Annotated in this window: 13 protein-coding genes and 1 tRNA gene; all 14 read right to left on the bottom strand. The window is 65.0% G+C overall.

What is annotated here, in order from left to right:
- Window positions 1-140, bottom strand: a 140-nt coding sequence (locus tag OK345_RS17660) for a GTP-binding protein (RefSeq protein ID WP_265129321.1), incomplete at its 3' end; no start/stop codon positions are given.
- Window positions 141-191: 51 nt separating this feature from the next.
- On the bottom strand, window positions 192-2315 hold the full coding sequence (gene fusA, locus OK345_RS17655) for an elongation factor G (protein WP_265129320.1): 2124 nt from the start codon (window positions 2313-2315) through the stop codon (window positions 192-194).
- 135 nt (window positions 2316-2450) lie between these two features.
- The gene (gene rpsG / locus OK345_RS17650; RefSeq protein WP_265129319.1) at window positions 2451-2918 is read right to left on the bottom strand and encodes a 30S ribosomal protein S7; all 468 of its coding nucleotides are present in this window, start codon (window positions 2916-2918) and stop codon (window positions 2451-2453) included.
- Between the two features lie 10 nt (window positions 2919-2928).
- On the bottom strand, window positions 2929-3303 hold the full coding sequence (gene rpsL / locus OK345_RS17645; protein WP_004145320.1) for a 30S ribosomal protein S12: 375 nt from the start codon (window positions 3301-3303) through the stop codon (window positions 2929-2931).
- A 228-nt stretch (window positions 3304-3531) separates the two neighbouring features.
- Entirely contained in the window at window positions 3532-7758 is a 4227-nt protein-coding gene (gene rpoC, locus OK345_RS17640) for a DNA-directed RNA polymerase subunit beta' (protein ID WP_265129318.1), read from the bottom strand.
- Between the two features lie 89 nt (window positions 7759-7847).
- The gene (rpoB, locus tag OK345_RS17635; RefSeq protein ID WP_265129317.1) at window positions 7848-12002 is read right to left on the bottom strand and encodes a DNA-directed RNA polymerase subunit beta; all 4155 of its coding nucleotides are present in this window, start codon (window positions 12000-12002) and stop codon (window positions 7848-7850) included.
- 295 nt (window positions 12003-12297) lie between these two features.
- Window positions 12298-12666: a 50S ribosomal protein L7/L12 gene (gene rplL, locus OK345_RS17630; protein ID WP_265129316.1), complete on the bottom strand. Its 369-nt coding sequence runs from the start codon at window positions 12664-12666 to the stop codon at window positions 12298-12300.
- A gap of 63 nt (window positions 12667-12729) precedes the next feature.
- Window positions 12730-13263, bottom strand: coding sequence for a 50S ribosomal protein L10 (rplJ, locus tag OK345_RS17625; protein ID WP_265129315.1), 534 nt, complete (start codon window positions 13261-13263; stop codon window positions 12730-12732).
- Between the two features lie 385 nt (window positions 13264-13648).
- Entirely contained in the window at window positions 13649-14347 is a 699-nt protein-coding gene (rplA, locus tag OK345_RS17620) for a 50S ribosomal protein L1 (RefSeq protein ID WP_265129314.1), read from the bottom strand.
- 4 nt (window positions 14348-14351) lie between these two features.
- Window positions 14352-14780 (bottom strand): 50S ribosomal protein L11, encoded by a 429-nt coding sequence (gene rplK, locus OK345_RS17615; RefSeq protein WP_265129313.1) that lies wholly within the window; start codon window positions 14778-14780, stop codon window positions 14352-14354.
- Between the two features lie 200 nt (window positions 14781-14980).
- Window positions 14981-15538, bottom strand: coding sequence for a transcription termination/antitermination protein NusG (nusG, locus tag OK345_RS17610; RefSeq protein WP_265129312.1), 558 nt, complete (start codon window positions 15536-15538; stop codon window positions 14981-14983).
- 10 nt (window positions 15539-15548) lie between these two features.
- Window positions 15549-15956 (bottom strand): preprotein translocase subunit SecE, encoded by a 408-nt coding sequence (gene secE, locus OK345_RS17605; RefSeq protein WP_265129311.1) that lies wholly within the window; start codon window positions 15954-15956, stop codon window positions 15549-15551.
- Window positions 15957-16006: 50 nt separating this feature from the next.
- Window positions 16007-16082: transfer RNA gene (locus OK345_RS17600), tRNA-Trp, on the bottom strand.
- 102 nt (window positions 16083-16184) lie between these two features.
- The coding region (locus OK345_RS17595) for an EF-Tu C-terminal domain-related protein (RefSeq protein WP_507232784.1) at window positions 16185-16577 on the bottom strand (393 nt) is incomplete at its 5' end.

Raw genomic sequence — 16577 nt, 5'->3', positions numbered from 1 at the left:
TAGTCCTTGAATTCGCCACCGAAACGCTCGGCGCCGATCTTGGTCAGCGCGGCGGTCAGCGTGGTCTTGCCATGGTCGACGTGGCCGATGGTGCCGACGTTGACGTGCGGCTTGGTACGTTCGAACTTACCCTTGGACATTGTCTTGGATCCTTTATGTCAATGCGTGTTTGGAAATCCTGAGCGCGGGGCTCAGGACTTCTTGACGACGGTTTCGGCGATGTTGGCCGGCGCCGGCTCGTAGTGGTCGAATTCCATCGTGAAGGTGGCGCGGCCCTGGGTCTGCGAACGCAGCGCGGTCGCGTAGCCGAACATTTCGCCCAGCGGTATCATCGCGTTGATGACCTTGCCCGACGGCGTGTCGTCCGAACCCTGCAGCACGCCACGACGGCGGCTGACGTCGCCCATCACGTCGCCCAGGTAGTCTTCCGGGGTGACGATCTCGACCTTCATGATCGGCTCCAGCAGCACCGGGCTGGCCTTGCGGAAGCCTTCCTTGAACGCCATCGAGGCGGCCAGCTTGAACGCCATTTCCGACGAGTCGACGTCGTGGTAGGAGCCGAACACCAGCTTCACCTTCACGCCCACGACCGGGAAGCCGGCCAGCGGACCGCTGGTGATGGTTTCGCGCAGACCCTTTTCGACCGAGGGGATGAATTCCTTCGGGATCACGCCACCGGTGATCTCGTTGATGAACAGGAAGTCGTCCTTCACGTCCGGGTTCTTGCGGTCCTCTTCGGTCATCGGCGACAGCTCGATCACCACGTGGCCGTACTGGCCCTTGCCGCCGGACTGCTTGGCGTGCTTGTAGTCCGACTTGACGTCCGACTTCTGGATGGTCTCGCGGTAGGCCACCTGCGGCTTGCCGACGTTGGCCTCGACGTTGAACTCGCGCTTCATGCGGTCAACGATGATGTCCAGGTGCAGCTCGCCCATGCCCGAGATGATGGTCTGGCCGGACTCTTCGTCGGTCTTGACGCGGAACGACGGGTCTTCCTGCGCCAGACGGCTCAGGGCGTTACCCATCTTTTCCTGGTCGGACTTGGTCTTCGGCTCGACCGCCATCGAGATCACCGGCTCCGGGAACGTCATCCGCTCCAGGATGATCGCCGAATCGGTGGCGCACAGGGTGTCACCGGTGGTGACGTCCTTCAGGCCCACCGCCGCGGCGATGTCGCCGGCACGGACTTCCTTGATCTCGCTGCGCTCGTTGGAATGCATCTGCAGCAGACGGCCGATGCGCTCCTTCTTGCCCTTGACCGAGTTCAGCACCTGGTCGCCGGCATTGAGCACGCCCGAGTAGACGCGGAAGAAGGTCAGCGAACCGACGAACGGGTCGGTCATGATCTTGAACGCCAGCGCCGAGAACGGGGCCTTGTCGCTGGACTCGCGGGTCAGCTCCTTTTCCTCGTCGTCGACGTCGACGCCACGCACCGCCGGCACGTCGACCGGCGACGGCAGCAGGCGCACCACGCCGTCGAGCATGGCCTGCACGCCCTTGTTCTTGAACGCGGTGCCGCAGAACATCGGCACGATCTCGGTCGCCAGCGTACGGATACGCAGCGCCTCGATGATCTCTTCCTCGGTCAGCTCTTCGCCGCCCAGGTACTTGTCCATCAGGGCTTCGTTGGCCTCGGCGGCCGACTCGACCATGTACGCGCGGGCCTCGTTGGCCTTCTCGACCAGGTCGGCCGGGATGTCGCGGTACTCGAAGGTGGTGCCCTGGGTGGCCGAATCCCAATGGATGGCCTTCATCTTCAGCAGGTCGACCACGCCCTCGAAGCCGTCCTCGGCGCCGATCGGCACCTGCATCGGCACCGGCACGGCGCCCAGGCGCGACTTCAGCTGGTCGCGGACCTTCTCGAAGTTGGCGCCGGTGCGGTCCATCTTGTTGACGAACGCGATGCGCGGCACGTGGTACTTGTTGGCCTGGCGCCACACGGTCTCCGACTGCGGCTGCACGCCGCCGACGGCGCACAGCACGAACACCGCGCCGTCGAGCACGCGCAGCGAACGCTCGACCTCGATGGTGAAGTCGACGTGCCCGGGGGTGTCGATGATGTTGAAGCGGTGCTCCTCCATCGACTTGTCCATGCCCTTCCAGAACGCGGTGGTGGCAGCGGACTGGATCGTGATGCCACGCTCCTGCTCCTGCTCCATCCAGTCCATGGTGGCGGCGCCATCGTGCACTTCACCGATCTTGTGGCTGACGCCGGTGTAGAACAGGATGCGCTCGGACGTGGTGGTCTTGCCGGCATCGATGTGGGCCATGATGCCGAAATTGCGGTAACGCTCGATAGGAGTGGTGCGGGCCACGGGGAGCCTCTCAATTTCTCGGAATTCGGATGGCCGAATGCCGCCTTGCGGCGGCCTTCGGGTTGGCGTGGCGCAACTGGCGCCACGAGCGGCACGGGTTCGGTGCCGAGGGCCTCGTTGCCGAGGCCCGGAAAATCACCAGCGGTAGTGGGCGAACGCCTTGTTCGCTTCCGCCATGCGGTGAGTTTCTTCACGCTTCTTGATGGCGCCGCCACGGCTTTCCGAAGCGTCGACCAATTCGGCGGCCAGCTTGCGCGGCATCGAGTTCTCGCCACGCTTGCGGGCCGAGTCGATCAGCCAGCGCATCGCCAGCGCCATGCGACGGGAGGAACGCACCTCGACCGGCACCTGGTAGGTGGCACCGCCGACACGGCGGGACTTGACTTCCACCGCCGGAGCGACGTTGTCCAGAGCCTTCTGCACCAGCTCGATCGCGTTGCCGTTCTTTTCGCTGATCACGTCCATGGCGCCATAGACGATCTTCTCTGCAACCGACTTCTTGCCGCTCTGCATCACCATGTTGATGAAGCGGGCAATGGTTTCGCTGCCGTGCTTGGGATCCGGCAGGACCGAACGCTGCGGAGTATTACCTTTACGGGACATGATTTATTCCTTAGGCCTTCGGACGCTTGGCGCCGTACTTGGAACGAGCCTGGCGGCGCTTGGCGACGCCGGCGGCGTCCAGCGAACCACGCACGGTGTGGTAACGCACACCCGGCAGGTCCTTCACACGACCGCCGCGGATCAGGACCACGGAGTGCTCCTGCAGGTTGTGACCTTCACCACCGATGTAGCTGATGACCTCTTCCTGGTTGGTCAGGCGCACCTTGGCGACCTTGCGCAGGGCCGAGTTCGGCTTCTTCGGGGTGGTGGTGTACACGCGCGTGCAGACGCCGCGGCGCTGCGGGCACTTGTCCAGCGCCGGCGAGGCGCTCTTGTAGGTGGTCGCTTGCCGCGGCTTGCGGACCAGCTGGTTGATCGTCGCCATCAGTAGGTTCTTCTGAGTGAGGCCAAGAGAAAACAGGCCATAGATGCGGAAAATGGAAAGCAGGCCAAAATTTTGGCCTGCCGAGACAGACGATTGTAGCAACCCGGCTGCAGCGCAGTCAACCGCGCCCGTCGGGCCGACCCTGATCCCGGGTCGTTACAGGGGGGCCTCCATGTACCCCGTACGCTTGGATCGACCGGCCCGCGGACGGGCCGGCCGGGCCGGGTCTTACTCCTCGCCGCCGGCAGCCTGTTCAGCTTCGGGCGACGCGACCTCCGTCTCGACGACCGCGGCCGTACCGGCCAGGGTCTCGATCTCCGACTCGGTCAGGCCGGAGGCGCCGCGACGGCGCTTGGAATGGTAGGCCAGGCCGGTACCCGCCGGAATCAGGCGGCCGACGATGACGTTTTCCTTCAGGCCGCGCAGGTTGTCCGAGGTGCCGCGGACGGCGGCTTCGGTCAGCACGCGGGTGGTCTCCTGGAACGAGGCCGCGGAGATGAACGACTCGGTCGCCAGCGAGGCCTTGGTGATGCCCAGCAGCACCGGCTCGTAGCGGGCCGGCAGCTCGTTGCGCACGGTCAGGCGGGCATTTTCCTCGATGACGCGCTGGCGCTCGGCCTGCTCGCCATTCAGGAACTTGCTGCCGCCCTGGTCGGTGATCTCGACCTTGCGCAGCATCTGCCGGGTGATGACCTCGATGTGCTTGTCGTTGATCTTCACGCCCTGCAGGCGGTACACGTCCTGGATTTCCTTGACCAGGTACGCGGCCAGGTCCTCGATGCCCTTCAGGCGCAGGATGTCCTGCGGGCTCGGCTCGCCGTCCACGATGGTCTCGCCCTTGGTCACGTGCTCGCCTTCGAACACGATCACCTGGCGGTACTTCGGAATCAGCTCCTCGTGCTCCGAACCATCGGTGTCCTTGATGATCAGGCGCTGCTTGCCCTTGGTGTCCTTGCCGAAGCTGATGATGCCCGAACGCTCGGCCAGGATCGCCGGATCCTTCGGCTTGCGCGCCTCGAACAGGTCGGCCACGCGCGGCAGACCGCCGGTGATGTCGCGGGTCTTGGACGCTTCCTGCGGGATCTTGGCGACCACGTCGCCCACGCCCACCGGGGCGCCGTCCTGCAGGTTGACGATCGAGCGCGGCGGCAGCAGGTACTGCGCCGGCAGGTCGGTACCCGGGATCGACAGGTCGTTGCCGTTCTTGTCGACGATGCGCACGATCGGGCGCAGGTCCTTGGCCTGCGAGCCGCGACGCTTGGGATCGGTGATCTCGCGCGAGGCCAGGCCGGTCAGCTCGTCGGTCTTCTCGATGACGGTGACGCCGTCGATGAAGTCGATGAAGCGGACGAAACCGGCCACTTCCGACACGATCGGGTGGTTGTGCGGATCCCAGTTGGCGACCGACTGGCCGGCCTTGACCGCATCACCGTCCTTGGAGGTGATGGTGGCGCCGTACGGCAGCTTGTAGCGCTCGCGCTCGCGGCCGTGGCCATCGAGCACCGACAGTTCGCCCGAACGCGACACCGCGACCAGGCTGCCGCTGGCGTGTTCGACCGACTTGAGGTTGTTGAACTTGATCGAACCGGTGGTCTTGACGGTGATGTTGTCCACCGCCGCCGCACGCGAGGCCGCACCACCGATGTGGAAGGTACGCATGGTCAGCTGGGTGCCCGGCTCGCCGATCGACTGCGCGGCGATGACGCCGACCGCTTCGCCGATGTTGACCAGGTGGCCACGGGCCAGGTCGCGGCCGTAGCAGCGCGAGCAGACGCCGAACGCCGATTCGCAGGTGATGGTGGAGCGCACCTTGATCGACTGCACGCCGGCCTCTTCCAGCCTGGCCACCCACTGCTCGTCGAGCAGGGTGTTGCGGGTGACGATCGGATCCTCGTCGTTGCCCGGCAGGAACACGTCCTCGGCCACGACGCGGCCCAGCACGCGGTCCTTCAGCGGCTCGACCACGTCGCCGCCTTCCACGATCGGGGTCATGGTCAGGCCGTCGACGGTGCCGCAATCGACTTCGGTGATCACCACGTCCTGCGCCACGTCGACCAGGCGACGGGTCAGGTAACCGGAGTTCGCCGTCTTCAGCGCGGTATCGGCCAGACCCTTGCGCGCGCCGTGGGTGGAGTTGAAGTACTCCTGCACGTTCAGGCCTTCGCGGAAGTTGGCCTTGATGGGCGTCTCGATGATCGAGCCGTCCGGACGCGCCATCAGGCCGCGCATGCCGGCCAGCTGGCGGATCTGCGCCTGGCTACCACGCGCGCCGGAGTCGGCCATGATGTACAGCGAGTTCATCGACTTCTGGTCGATGGTCTCGCCCTTGGCGTTGACCACCTTCTCGGTACCGATGGTTTCCATCATCGCCTTGGCGATGCGCTCGTTGGTGCGCGACCAGATGTCGACCACCTTGTTGTAGCGCTCGCCGGCGGTGACCAGGCCGGACTGGTACTGCTCCTGGATTTCCAGCACTTCGGCCTCGGCCTCGGTGAGGATGCCCTTCTTCTCGTCCGGGATCAGCATGTCGTCGATGCCGATCGACACGCCGGCGCGGGTGGCGTAGGCGAAGCCGGTGTACATCAGCTTGTCGGCGAACACGACCGTGTCCTTCAGGCCGAGCTGCCGGTAGCTGGAGTTGATCAGGCGGCTGATGTTCTTCTTGGTCAGCTCGACGTTGGCCAGCGCGAACGGCAGGCCTTCGGGCAGGATCTCGGCCAGCAGCGCACGCCCGATCGTGGTGTCCACGATCGAGGTCTTGTTGTGCTTTTCGCCGTTCTCGTCGGTCACCACCTCGGTGATGCGGACCTTGACCTTGGCGTGCAGTTCCACCACGCGGTTGTCGTAGGCGCGCTTGACCTCGGCGATGTTGGCGAAGGCCATGCCCTCGCCCTTCTTGTTCTCCAGGGCACGGGTCATGTAGTACAGGCCCAGCACCACGTCCTGCGACGGCACGATGATCGGCTCGCCGTTGGCCGGCGACAGGATGTTGTTGGTGGACATCATCAGCGCGCGCGCTTCCAGCTGCGCTTCCAGCGACAGCGGCACGTGCACGGCCATCTGGTCACCGTCGAAGTCGGCGTTGAACGCGGTGCAGACCAGCGGGTGCAGCTGGATCGCCTTGCCTTCGATCAGCACCGGCTCGAACGCCTGGATGCCCAGGCGGTGCAGGGTCGGCGCACGGTTCAGCATCACCGGGTGTTCGCGGATGACTTCCTCCAGGATGTCCCAGACTTCCGCCTCTTCGCGCTCGACCAGCTTCTTGGCGGCCTTGATGGTGGTGGCCAGGCCGCGGCGCTGCAGCTTGGCGAACACGAACGGCTTGAACAGCTCCAGCGCCATCTTCTTCGGCAGGCCGCACTGGTGCAGCTTCAGGTACGGGCCGACCACGATGACCGAACGGCCGGAGTAGTCGACGCGCTTGCCCAGCAGGTTCTGGCGGAAGCGGCCCTGCTTGCCCTTGATCATGTCGGCCAGCGACTTCAGCGGGCGCTTGTTGGTGCCGGTGATGGCCCGGCCGCGACGGCCGTTGTCCAGCAGCGCATCCACCGACTCCTGCAGCATGCGCTTTTCGTTGCGCACGATGATGTCCGGCGCGTTCAGCTCGAGCAGGCGGCGCAGGCGGTTGTTGCGGTTGATGACGCGGCGGTACAGGTCGTTCAGGTCGGAGGTCGCGAAGCGGCCGCCGTCCAGCGGCACCAGCGGGCGCAGGTCCGGCGGCAGCACCGGCAGCACGGTCATGACCATCCACTCCGGACGGTTGCCCGACTCCAGGAAGGCCTCGACCAGCTTGATGCGCTTGGTCAGTCGCTTGAGCTTGGTTTCCGAACCGGTGCTGGCGATTTCCTCGCGCAGGCGGGTCATTTCCGACTGCAGGTCGATGGTGCGCAGCAGCTCGTACACGGCCTCGGCGCCCATGGCGGCGTCGAAGTCGTCGCCGTGCTCCTGGCGAGCCTGCAGATACTGCTCTTCGGTCAGCAGCTGGCGGCGCTCCAGGGCGGTCAGGCCCGGCTCGGTCACCACGTAGGCTTCGAAGTACAGCACGCGCTCGATGTCGCGCAGGGTCATGTCCAGCATCAGGCCGATGCGCGAGGGCAGCGACTTGAGGAACCAGATGTGCGCCACCGGCGAGGCCAGGTCGATGTGGCCCATGCGCTCGCGGCGCACCTTGGCCAGGGTCACCTCGGTGCCGCACTTCTCGCACACGACGCCGCGGTGCTTCATGCGCTTGTACTTGCCGCACAGGCACTCGTAGTCCTTCACCGGGCCGAAGATGGCGGCGCAGAACAGGCCGTCGCGCTCGGGCTTGAAGGTGCGGTAGTTGATGGTCTCCGGCTTCTTCACTTCGCCGAAGGACCACGAACGGATCAGGTCCGGCGAGGCCAGCGCGATCTTGATCGCGTCGAAATCCAGCGTCTGGCGCTGCTGGTTGAAGAGGTTGAGCAGGTCTTTCATGGTGTTCTCCGAGAGGAGGAATTCGTGTCGATGGGCTGTCGGTCAACGGCTGGCGGCGCCGGTGCATCTGCGCACCGGCGCCTGCGCGATCAGTTGTCTTCCAGTTCCATGTTGATGGCCAGCGAGCGGATTTCCTTCACCAACACGTTGAAGGATTCCGGCATGCCCGCGACCATCTCGTGCTCACCGTCGACGATGTTCTTGTACATCTGGTTGCGGCCCTGCACGTCGTCGGACTTCACCGTCAGCATTTCCTGCAGGGTGTAGGCCGCGCCGTAGGCTTCCAGCGCCCAGACTTCCATCTCACCGAAGCGCTGGCCACCGAACTGCGCCTTGCCGCCCAGCGGCTGCTGGGTGACGAGCGAGTACGGACCGGTCGAACGGGCGTGCATCTTGTCGTCGACCAGGTGGTTCAGCTTCAGGTAGTGCATGTAGCCAACCGTGGTGTGGCGGTCGAAGGCCTCGCCGGTGCGACCGTCGTACAGCTGGGTCTGGCCGCTGCTCGGCAGCTCGGCCAGTTCCAGCATGCGCTTGATCTCGGCCTCGCTGGCACCGTCGAACACCGGGGTGGCCATCGGCACGCCGTCGGTCAGGTTCTTGGCCAGCCGCAGCAGTTCCTCGTCGCTGAACTGCGTCAGGTCGACGCGGTTGGCGGCGTTGGCGCTGTCGTGGTTGTAGATGTCGTCGAGGAACTTGCGCAGCTCGGCCACCGCGGTCTGGGCTTCCAGCATCGCCTGGATCTTGCGACCCAGGCCCTTGGCCGCCCAGCCCAGGTGCACTTCCAGGATCTGGCCGATGTTCATGCGCGACGGCACGCCCAGCGGGTTCAGCACGATGTCCACGGTCTCGCCCGAGGCCATGTACGGCATGTCCTCGACCGGCACCACGTTGGAGACCACACCCTTGTTACCGTGGCGGCCTGCCATCTTGTCGCCCGGCTGGATGCGGCGCTTCACCGCCAGGAACACCTTGACCATCTTCAGCACGCCCGGGGCGAGGTCGTCGCCCTGGGTGATCTTGCCGCGCTTGTCGGCGAAGCGGCGCTCGAATTCCTTCTCGTGCACCTGGATCTGCTTCTGCGCGCGCTCGATGGCTTCCGAGGCGTCCTCGTCCTTCATGCGCAGCACGAACCAGTCGGCCTTCTTCAGGCCGTCCAAGTAGGCGTCGGTGATGACGTCGCCCTTCTTCAGGCCGGCACCGCCGTTGGCCACCTTGCCGACGATCTGCGAGCGCAGGCGCGCGTAGATCGCCGCTTCCAGGATGCGGAACTGGTCGTCGAAGTCCTTCTTGACGCGCTTGATCTCGGATTCCTCGATCTGGCGCGCGCGCTTGTCCTTCTCGATGCCGTCGCGGGTGAAGACCTGCACGTCGATGACGGTGCCGTCCATGCCCGGCGGCACGCGCAGCGAGCTGTCCTTAACGTCGGAGGCCTTCTCGCCGAAGATCGCGCGCAGCAGCTTCTCTTCCGGGGTCAGCTGGCTTTCGCCCTTCGGCGTGACCTTGCCGACCAGGATGTCGCCGGCGCGCACCTCGGCGCCGATGTAGACCACGCCGCTCTCGTCCAGGCGGTTCAGCGCCTGCTCGGAGACGTTGGGGATGTCGGCGGAAATTTCCTCCGGCCCCAGCTTGGTGTCGCGGGCGACGCAGGTCAGCTCCTCGATGTGGATCGTGGTGTAGCGATCCTCTTCCACCACGCGCTCGGAGAGCAGGATGGAGTCCTCGAAGTTGTAGCCGTTCCACGGCATGAACGCGATCAGCATGTTCTGGCCCAGGGCCAGCTCGCCGATGTCGGTCGAGGGACCGTCGGCCAGCACGTCGCCACGCGCGATCACGTCGCCCACGTTCACCAGCGGACGCTGGTTGATGCAGGTGTTTTGGTTGGAACGGGTGTACTTGATCAGGTTGTAGATGTCGACGCCGGCATCGGTGGCACCGACGATCTCCTCCTCGTTGACCTTGACCACGATGCGGCCGGCGTCGATCTGCACGATCTCGCCGCCGCGGCGGGCGTTCACGGTCACGCCCGAGTCGCGTGCCACGGCGCGCTCGATGCCGGTACCCACCAGCGGCTTCTGCGCGCGCAGGGTCGGCACCGCCTGGCGCTGCATGTTGGCGCCCATCAACGCGCGGTTGGCGTCATCGTGCTCCAGGAACGGCACCAGCGCAGCCGCGATGGACACGGTCTGCATCGGCGAGACGTCCATGAAGTGCACTTCGGCCGGCGGCTTGAGCAGCGACTCGCCCTGGTAACGGCACGGCACGAACTGCTCGGTGAGCATGTTCTTGGCATCGGTCAGCGCGTTGGCCTGGGCGATGACGTACTCGTTCTCCTCGATCGCCGACAGGTACTCGACGTCGTCGGTGACCTTGCCGTCCACGACCTTGCGGTACGGCGTCTCCAGGAAGCCGTACTGGTTGGTGCGGGCGAACACCGCCAGCGAGTTGATCAGGCCGATGTTCGGGCCTTCCGGGGTTTCGATGGTGCAGACGCGGCCGTAATGGGTCGGGTGCACGTCGCGCACTTCGAAGCCGGCGCGTTCGCGGGTCAGGCCGCCCGGGCCCAGGGCCGAGACGCGGCGCTTGTGGGTCACTTCCGACAGCGGGTTGTTCTGGTCCATGAACTGCGACAGCTGCGAGGAGCCGAAGAACTCCTTGATGGCAGCGGCGACCGGCTTGGCATTGATCAGTTCCTGCGGGGTCAGGCCCTCGGACTCGGCCATGGACAGCCTTTCCTTGACCGCGCGCTCGACGCGGACCAGGCCCACGCGGAACACGTTCTCGGCCATTTCGCCGACCGAACGCACGCGACGGTTGCCCAGGTGGTCGATGTCGTCGACCACGCCGCGGCCGTTGCGGATCTCGGTCAGGACCTTGATCACGTCCAGGATGTCGGAGCTGTCGCCGTGCTCGGCGACCAGGCGCTTGGACTCCTCGTCGTTGCGCTCGCCGTAGTACTTGCGGTCGTACAGCACCGCTTCGCCGGTGACTTCCTTGCGGCCGACGCGACGGTTGAACTTCATGCGGCCGACCGTGGACAGGTCGTAGCGCTCGAAGGTGAAGAACAGGTTGTGGAACAGGTTCTGCGCGGCGTCCTTGGTCGGCGGCTCGCCCGGACGCATCATGCGGTAGATCTCGACCAGCGCCTCGAGCTGGGTCTTGGTCGGGTCGATGCGCAGGGTGTTGGACAGGTAGGGGCCGCGATCCAGGTCGTTGACCCACAGCGTGCCCACGGCATCCACGCCGGCCTTGCGGAAGGCCTGCAGCTGCTCATCGGTGATTTCGTCGTTGGCCTGGGCCAGCAGTTCGCCGGTGCTGGCGTCGACCACGTCGTGCGACAGGATGCGACCGACCAGGTACTCGTCAGGCACTGCCAGGGCGGCGATGCCCGAGGCTTCCAGCTGCTTGACGTGGCGCGCGGTGATGCGCTTGCCGGCCTCGACGATGACCTTGTCGCCATCGGCCAGGTCGAAGTTCAGGGTCTCGCCGCGCAGACGCTCGGCCACCAGTTCCAGCTGCACGCCCTCGTCGGGGTTGATGTGGAAGGTGTTGATCTCGAAGAACTCGGCCAGCATCTCTTCGTTGCTGTAGCCCAGCGCACGCAGCAGGATCGACACCGGCAGCTTGCGGCGACGGTCGATACGGGTGAACAGCGCGTCCTTCGGGTCGAACTCGAAGTCCAGCCAGGAGCCGCGGTAGGGAATGATGCGGGCGCTGTACAGCAGCTTGCCCGAGCTGTGGGTCTTGCCGCGGTCGTGGTCGAAGAACACGCCCGGCGAACGGTGCAGCTGCGACACGATGACGCGCTCGGTACCGTTGACGATGAAGGTGCCGTTGTCGGTCATCAGCGGGATTTCGCCGAGGTAGACCTCCTGCTCCTTCACGTACTTGATCGCCTTGGTCGACGACTCGCGGTCGTAGATCACCAGGCGCACGGTCACGCGCAGCGGCGCGCCGTAGCTCATGCCACGCTGGCGGCACTCGCGCTCGTCGAACACGGGCTCGCCGAGCTTGTAGCCGACGTACTCCAGCGCTGCGTTGCCGCTATAGCTGGAAATCGGGAACACCGACTTCAGGGCCGCGTGCAGGCCGTGATCGGCGCGCTTGGCCGGATCGACGTTTTCCTGCAGGAACTCGCGGTAGGAATCCACCTGGATGGCGAGCAGGAACGGCACTTCGAGGATCGAGCGCTGCTTGCCGAAATCCTTGCGGATACGCTTTTTTTCGGTGAACGAATATGACGTCATGGGGTCTTCCGCCTTGGCTGTGCGGGCCGCGCGTCCGCGACCCGAAAGGAACATGAAATTGTCAGTTGGAAGTCGCTGGTATTGCCGGCACCAGCACGCCTTCTCCCGCTACTTCCAACTGCCAACTCGCTTGGATCCGGAGTTGGACTGCCCCGCGTTTCCCGCCTTCGATGGCTGGCGCGCTTGGCTGACAACGTCCGCAATCCGCTTGCGGCTTGAAACGGCCAAAGGCCGGGGGCTTACGCCCCCAGCCTTGGCTGCATCGCCGTGATTCGATGGCGACGCAAGGGTCTGCTTACTTGACTTCGACAGTCGCGCCAGCAGCTTCCAGGTCCTTCTTCATCTTCTCGGCGTCTTCCTTCGAAGCGCCTTCCTTCACGACGCCACCGGCTTCGGCCAGATCCTTCGCTTCCTTCAGGCCCAGGCCGGTGATGGCGCGAACGGCCTTGATGACCTCGACCTTCTTGGCGCCGGCATCCTTCAGGATGATGTTGAACTCGGTCTGCTCTTCGACAGCGGCAGCCGGGCCAGCGGCGGCAGCCACGGCGACCGGAGCAGCGGCGGAGACGCCGAACTTCTCTTCGATGGCCTTGACCAGCTCCATCACTTCCATCAGGGACTTTTCGGCGATGGCGTCGACGATCTGTTCGTTGGTAAGGGACATTTTGATTACCTTTGGATGATTTTCTTGGTTGGGGTTCCTCGCGGAACCACTGGAACGTCGAACTTAGGCGGTTTCAGCGGCCGGTTCGGCAGCTTCAGCAGCCGCGCCACCTTCCTGCTTCTCGCCAACAGCCTTGACGGCGCGCGCGAACATCGTGACCGGCTCGGTCAGGACGCGGGCCAGCATGGCCAGGGCCTGATCGCGGGTCGGCAGCGACGCCAGCACGTCGACGTGGCTGGCCGGGAAAACTTCCCCGCCGATGGCCACGACCTTCGCCTGCAGCTTGTCGTTACCCTTGGCGAAATCCTTGATCAGGCGACCGGCGGCGCCGGGCTCCTCCATCGAAAACGCGTAAAGCAGAGGACCGACCAGCGCGTCTTTGGCGCACTCGTACTCGGTACCTTCCACGGCGCGCGAGGCCAGCGTGTTCTTGACAACCTTCAAGAAAACGCCGGTTTCGCGGGCCTGCTTGCGCATCGCGGTCATTTGGGCGACCGTGGTGCCAGCGTATTCAGCTGCGATCAAGGAGTGGGCCTTGGCGGCGACGTCTGCCAGTTCGGCGACAACTTCTTGCTTCTGGGACAGATTGAGAGCCATTGCACTCCTCCGATTGAACTCCGCTTACGGCTCCTGCCGTGTGCGGTCCTGGGCGGCATCCATCCTGGACGCCGGGAACATCGGGGCGATGTTCCGGTGGTGGCCGTTCTAGACCTGGAGTGTGCCAACCCGGGAAAACCCAGACGTGCGTGAACCAGAAAAACTCCAGAAGGGCGGCACCATCTACGCAGGTTGATTCCCGGGGGAACCGATTAAGCGATCCCGCTGTACCGGCGGCGACTCCTTGCCAGATCGAGCTTCCCTGCCCGTCGCCGGTATGCGCAGACCGCGCCTGCGGTCTTTGACGGCTATCGCGCGGGCGAACCTGCGCGACGCCTTCAAAATGACGGGCACGGCACCAAGGCGCCGCGCCCGCTTGAAACGATTACTTCAGGGTCAGCGAGGACTGATCGACGGTCACGCCCGGGCCCATCGTCGAGCTGACCGAAACCTTCTGCAGGTAGGTGCCCTTCGAGGTGGCCGGCTTGGCCTTGATCAGGTCCAGCAGCAGCGCCTGCAGGTTCGACTTCAGCGCTTCGTCGTCGAAGCTGGCCTTGCCGATGGTGCAGTGGATGATGCCGGCCTTGTCGGTGCGGTAGCGGACCTGGCCCGACTTGGCGTTCTTCACGGCCTCGCCCGGGTTCGGGGAGACGGTGCCGACCTTCGGGTTCGGCATCAGGCCGCGCGGACCCAGCACGGTACCCAGCTTGCCGACGACGCGCATGGCGTCCGGGGTGGCGATGACCACGTCGTAGTTCAGGTCGCCGGCCTGCATCTTCTCGGCCAGGTCGTCCATGCCGACGGCTTCGGCGCCGGCGGCCAGGGCCTCGTCGGCCTTGGCGCCGGCCGGGGCGAACACCGCCACGCGGACCGACTTGCCGGTACCGGCCGGCAGCACGGTGGAACCGCGCACCTGCTGGTCGGACTTCTTGGCATCCACGCCCAGGCGCACGGCCACGTCGATCGACTCGACGAACTTGGCCTTGGTGGCGGTCTTCAGGATGTTGATCGCGTCCTCGAAGGCATACGCCTTGCCCGGAACGACGGCGGCCTTGATGGCCTTCTCACGCTTGGTCTGTGCCATCTTCTTAACCCTCCACCGTCAGGCCCATGCTGCGGGCCGAACCCGCAATCGTACGCACCGCGGCTTCCAGGTCGGCGGCCGTCAGGTCCGCTTCCTTGGCCTTGGCGATCTCTTCCAGCTGCTTGCGGGTGACCTTGCCCACCTTCTCGGTGTTCGGGCGCTTGGAGCCCGAGGTCACGCCCGCAGCCTTCTTGAGCAGCACGGCAGCCGGGGTGCTCTTGGTGATGAAGGTGAAGGTACGGTCCGAATAGGCCGTGATGATGACCGGCACCGGCAGACCCGGCTCCAGCTTCTGCGTGGCGGCGTTGAACGCCTTGCAGAATTCCATGATGTTCAGGCCGCGCTGACCCAGCGCAGGACCGACCGGCGGCGAGGGGTTGGCCTGACCGGCCTTCACCTGCAGCTTGATGTAACCGACAACTTTCTTTGCCATGAGTGTGCTCTCCGGGTGCTAGCGCCTTGCGACAACAGGCTCCCCATCGGACCGGGAATCACGCGTCCCGGCATCGCGTTTTCGAAATCATGCAGAAGGCCACCTCGCGGCGGCCGTCTTTCCTGCCAGGCACCCTGGCAGGGAGCCGCGCAGTATATCAGGATTTGATCGCCCCGCCTGAATGCGGCGGGGCGCGTGGATCAGGCCTTCTCGACCTGCCCGAATTCCAGCTCCACCGGGGTGGAGCGGCCGAAGATCAACACCGCCACGCGCACGCGGCTCTTCTCGTAGTTGACTTCCTCGACGACGCCATTGAAGTCGTTGAACGGGCCGTCGGTGACGCGGACCATCTGGCCCGGCTCGAACAGCACCTTCGGACGCGGCTTCTCGACCCCCTCCTGGACGCGGTCCAGGATGGCCGCGGCCTCGTCGTCGCGGATCGGCAACGGACGGTCGGCGGTGCCGCCGATGAAACCCATCACCTTCGGGGTTTCCTTGACCAGGTGCCAGCTTTCGTTGTCGATGCGCGGAATGCCGGCTTCCTCGTGGGTCTCGATCTGGACCAGCACGTAACCCGGGAAGAACTTGCGCTCGGAACGGCGCTTCTGGCCGGAGCGCATCTCCACCACTTCCTCGGTGGGAACCAGCACGTCGCCGAAACGCTCCTGCATCTCGTCACGCACAATGCGGTCGCGCAATGCCTGCGCAACCGACTTCTCGAAGCCCGAATAGGCGTGGACGACGTACCAACGCTTCACTGCTTTCTCCTCAACGCCCCAGGAACCACTGGGTAAGTTTCGAGATGACGAAGTCGAATCCACCCAGCAGCAGACTCAGGATGATCACGACCACGATCACCACCCAGGTGGTGCGGATCGCTTCCTGCCGCGTCGGCCAGACCACCTTGCGCAACTCGAACCGCGACTCGGACAGGAATTCGCGGGTATCGCGCCCCTTGCCGCTCAGCATGAATACCGCGCCACCGGCCACCAGGCCGACGACCACCGCCAACCCGCGCAGCTGCGAGCCCCATGCGCCCAGCTGGGCCGCGCGCTCGGGTGCGGAGAACCAGAACCAGACGAACAGACCCGCCAGCACCAGCAACGCAGCAACTACGTACTTGACGATATCGCCACCCGAGGAGGCGTCTTTGGAATGTTCGATCTTGCTGTTCATCCGACTCTTGCTGCTGATGCGACCAAGGTCACTGGATAGAGAGTGGCAAGTGGCACGCCAGGAGGGACTCGAACCCCCAACCTGCGGTTTTGGAGACCGCTGCTCTGCCAATTGAGCTACTGGCGTATGACTTGGCTAATGCACTTCCCTTAGACGGCGAAGGCGGACCGAGGTTCCCGGCCCGCCATTCGCGCGACCGGCGGCGCGAACCGCCGGCACTGCAGGCTATTACTTGATGATCTTGGAGACCACGCCGGCGCCGACGGTGCGGCCGCCTTCGCGGATCGCGAAACGCAGACCTTCGTCCATCGCCACCGGGTTGATCAGCGTGACCGACATCTTCACGTTGTCGCCCGGCATCACCATCTCCACACCTTCCGGCAGCTGCACCGCACCGGTGATGTCGGTGGTGCGGAAGTAGAACTGCGGACGGTAGCCCTTGAAGAACGGGGTGTGACGGCCGCCCTCGTCCTTCGACAGCACGTACACTTCGGCGTCGAATTCGGTGTGCGGGGTGATCGAACCCGGCTTGGCCAGCACCTGGCCGCGCTCCACGTCGTCACGCTTGGTGCCGCGCAGCAGCAGACCGGCGTTGTCGCCTGCCTGGCCCTGGTCCAGCAG

This window comes from Xanthomonas chitinilytica (assembly GCF_026107455.2).
Classification (GTDB): domain Bacteria; phylum Pseudomonadota; class Gammaproteobacteria; order Xanthomonadales; family Xanthomonadaceae; genus Stenotrophomonas; species Stenotrophomonas chitinilytica.
The sequence above is the reverse complement of the archived record's forward strand: the minus strand, read 5'-3'. Positions and strand labels throughout refer to the sequence as shown.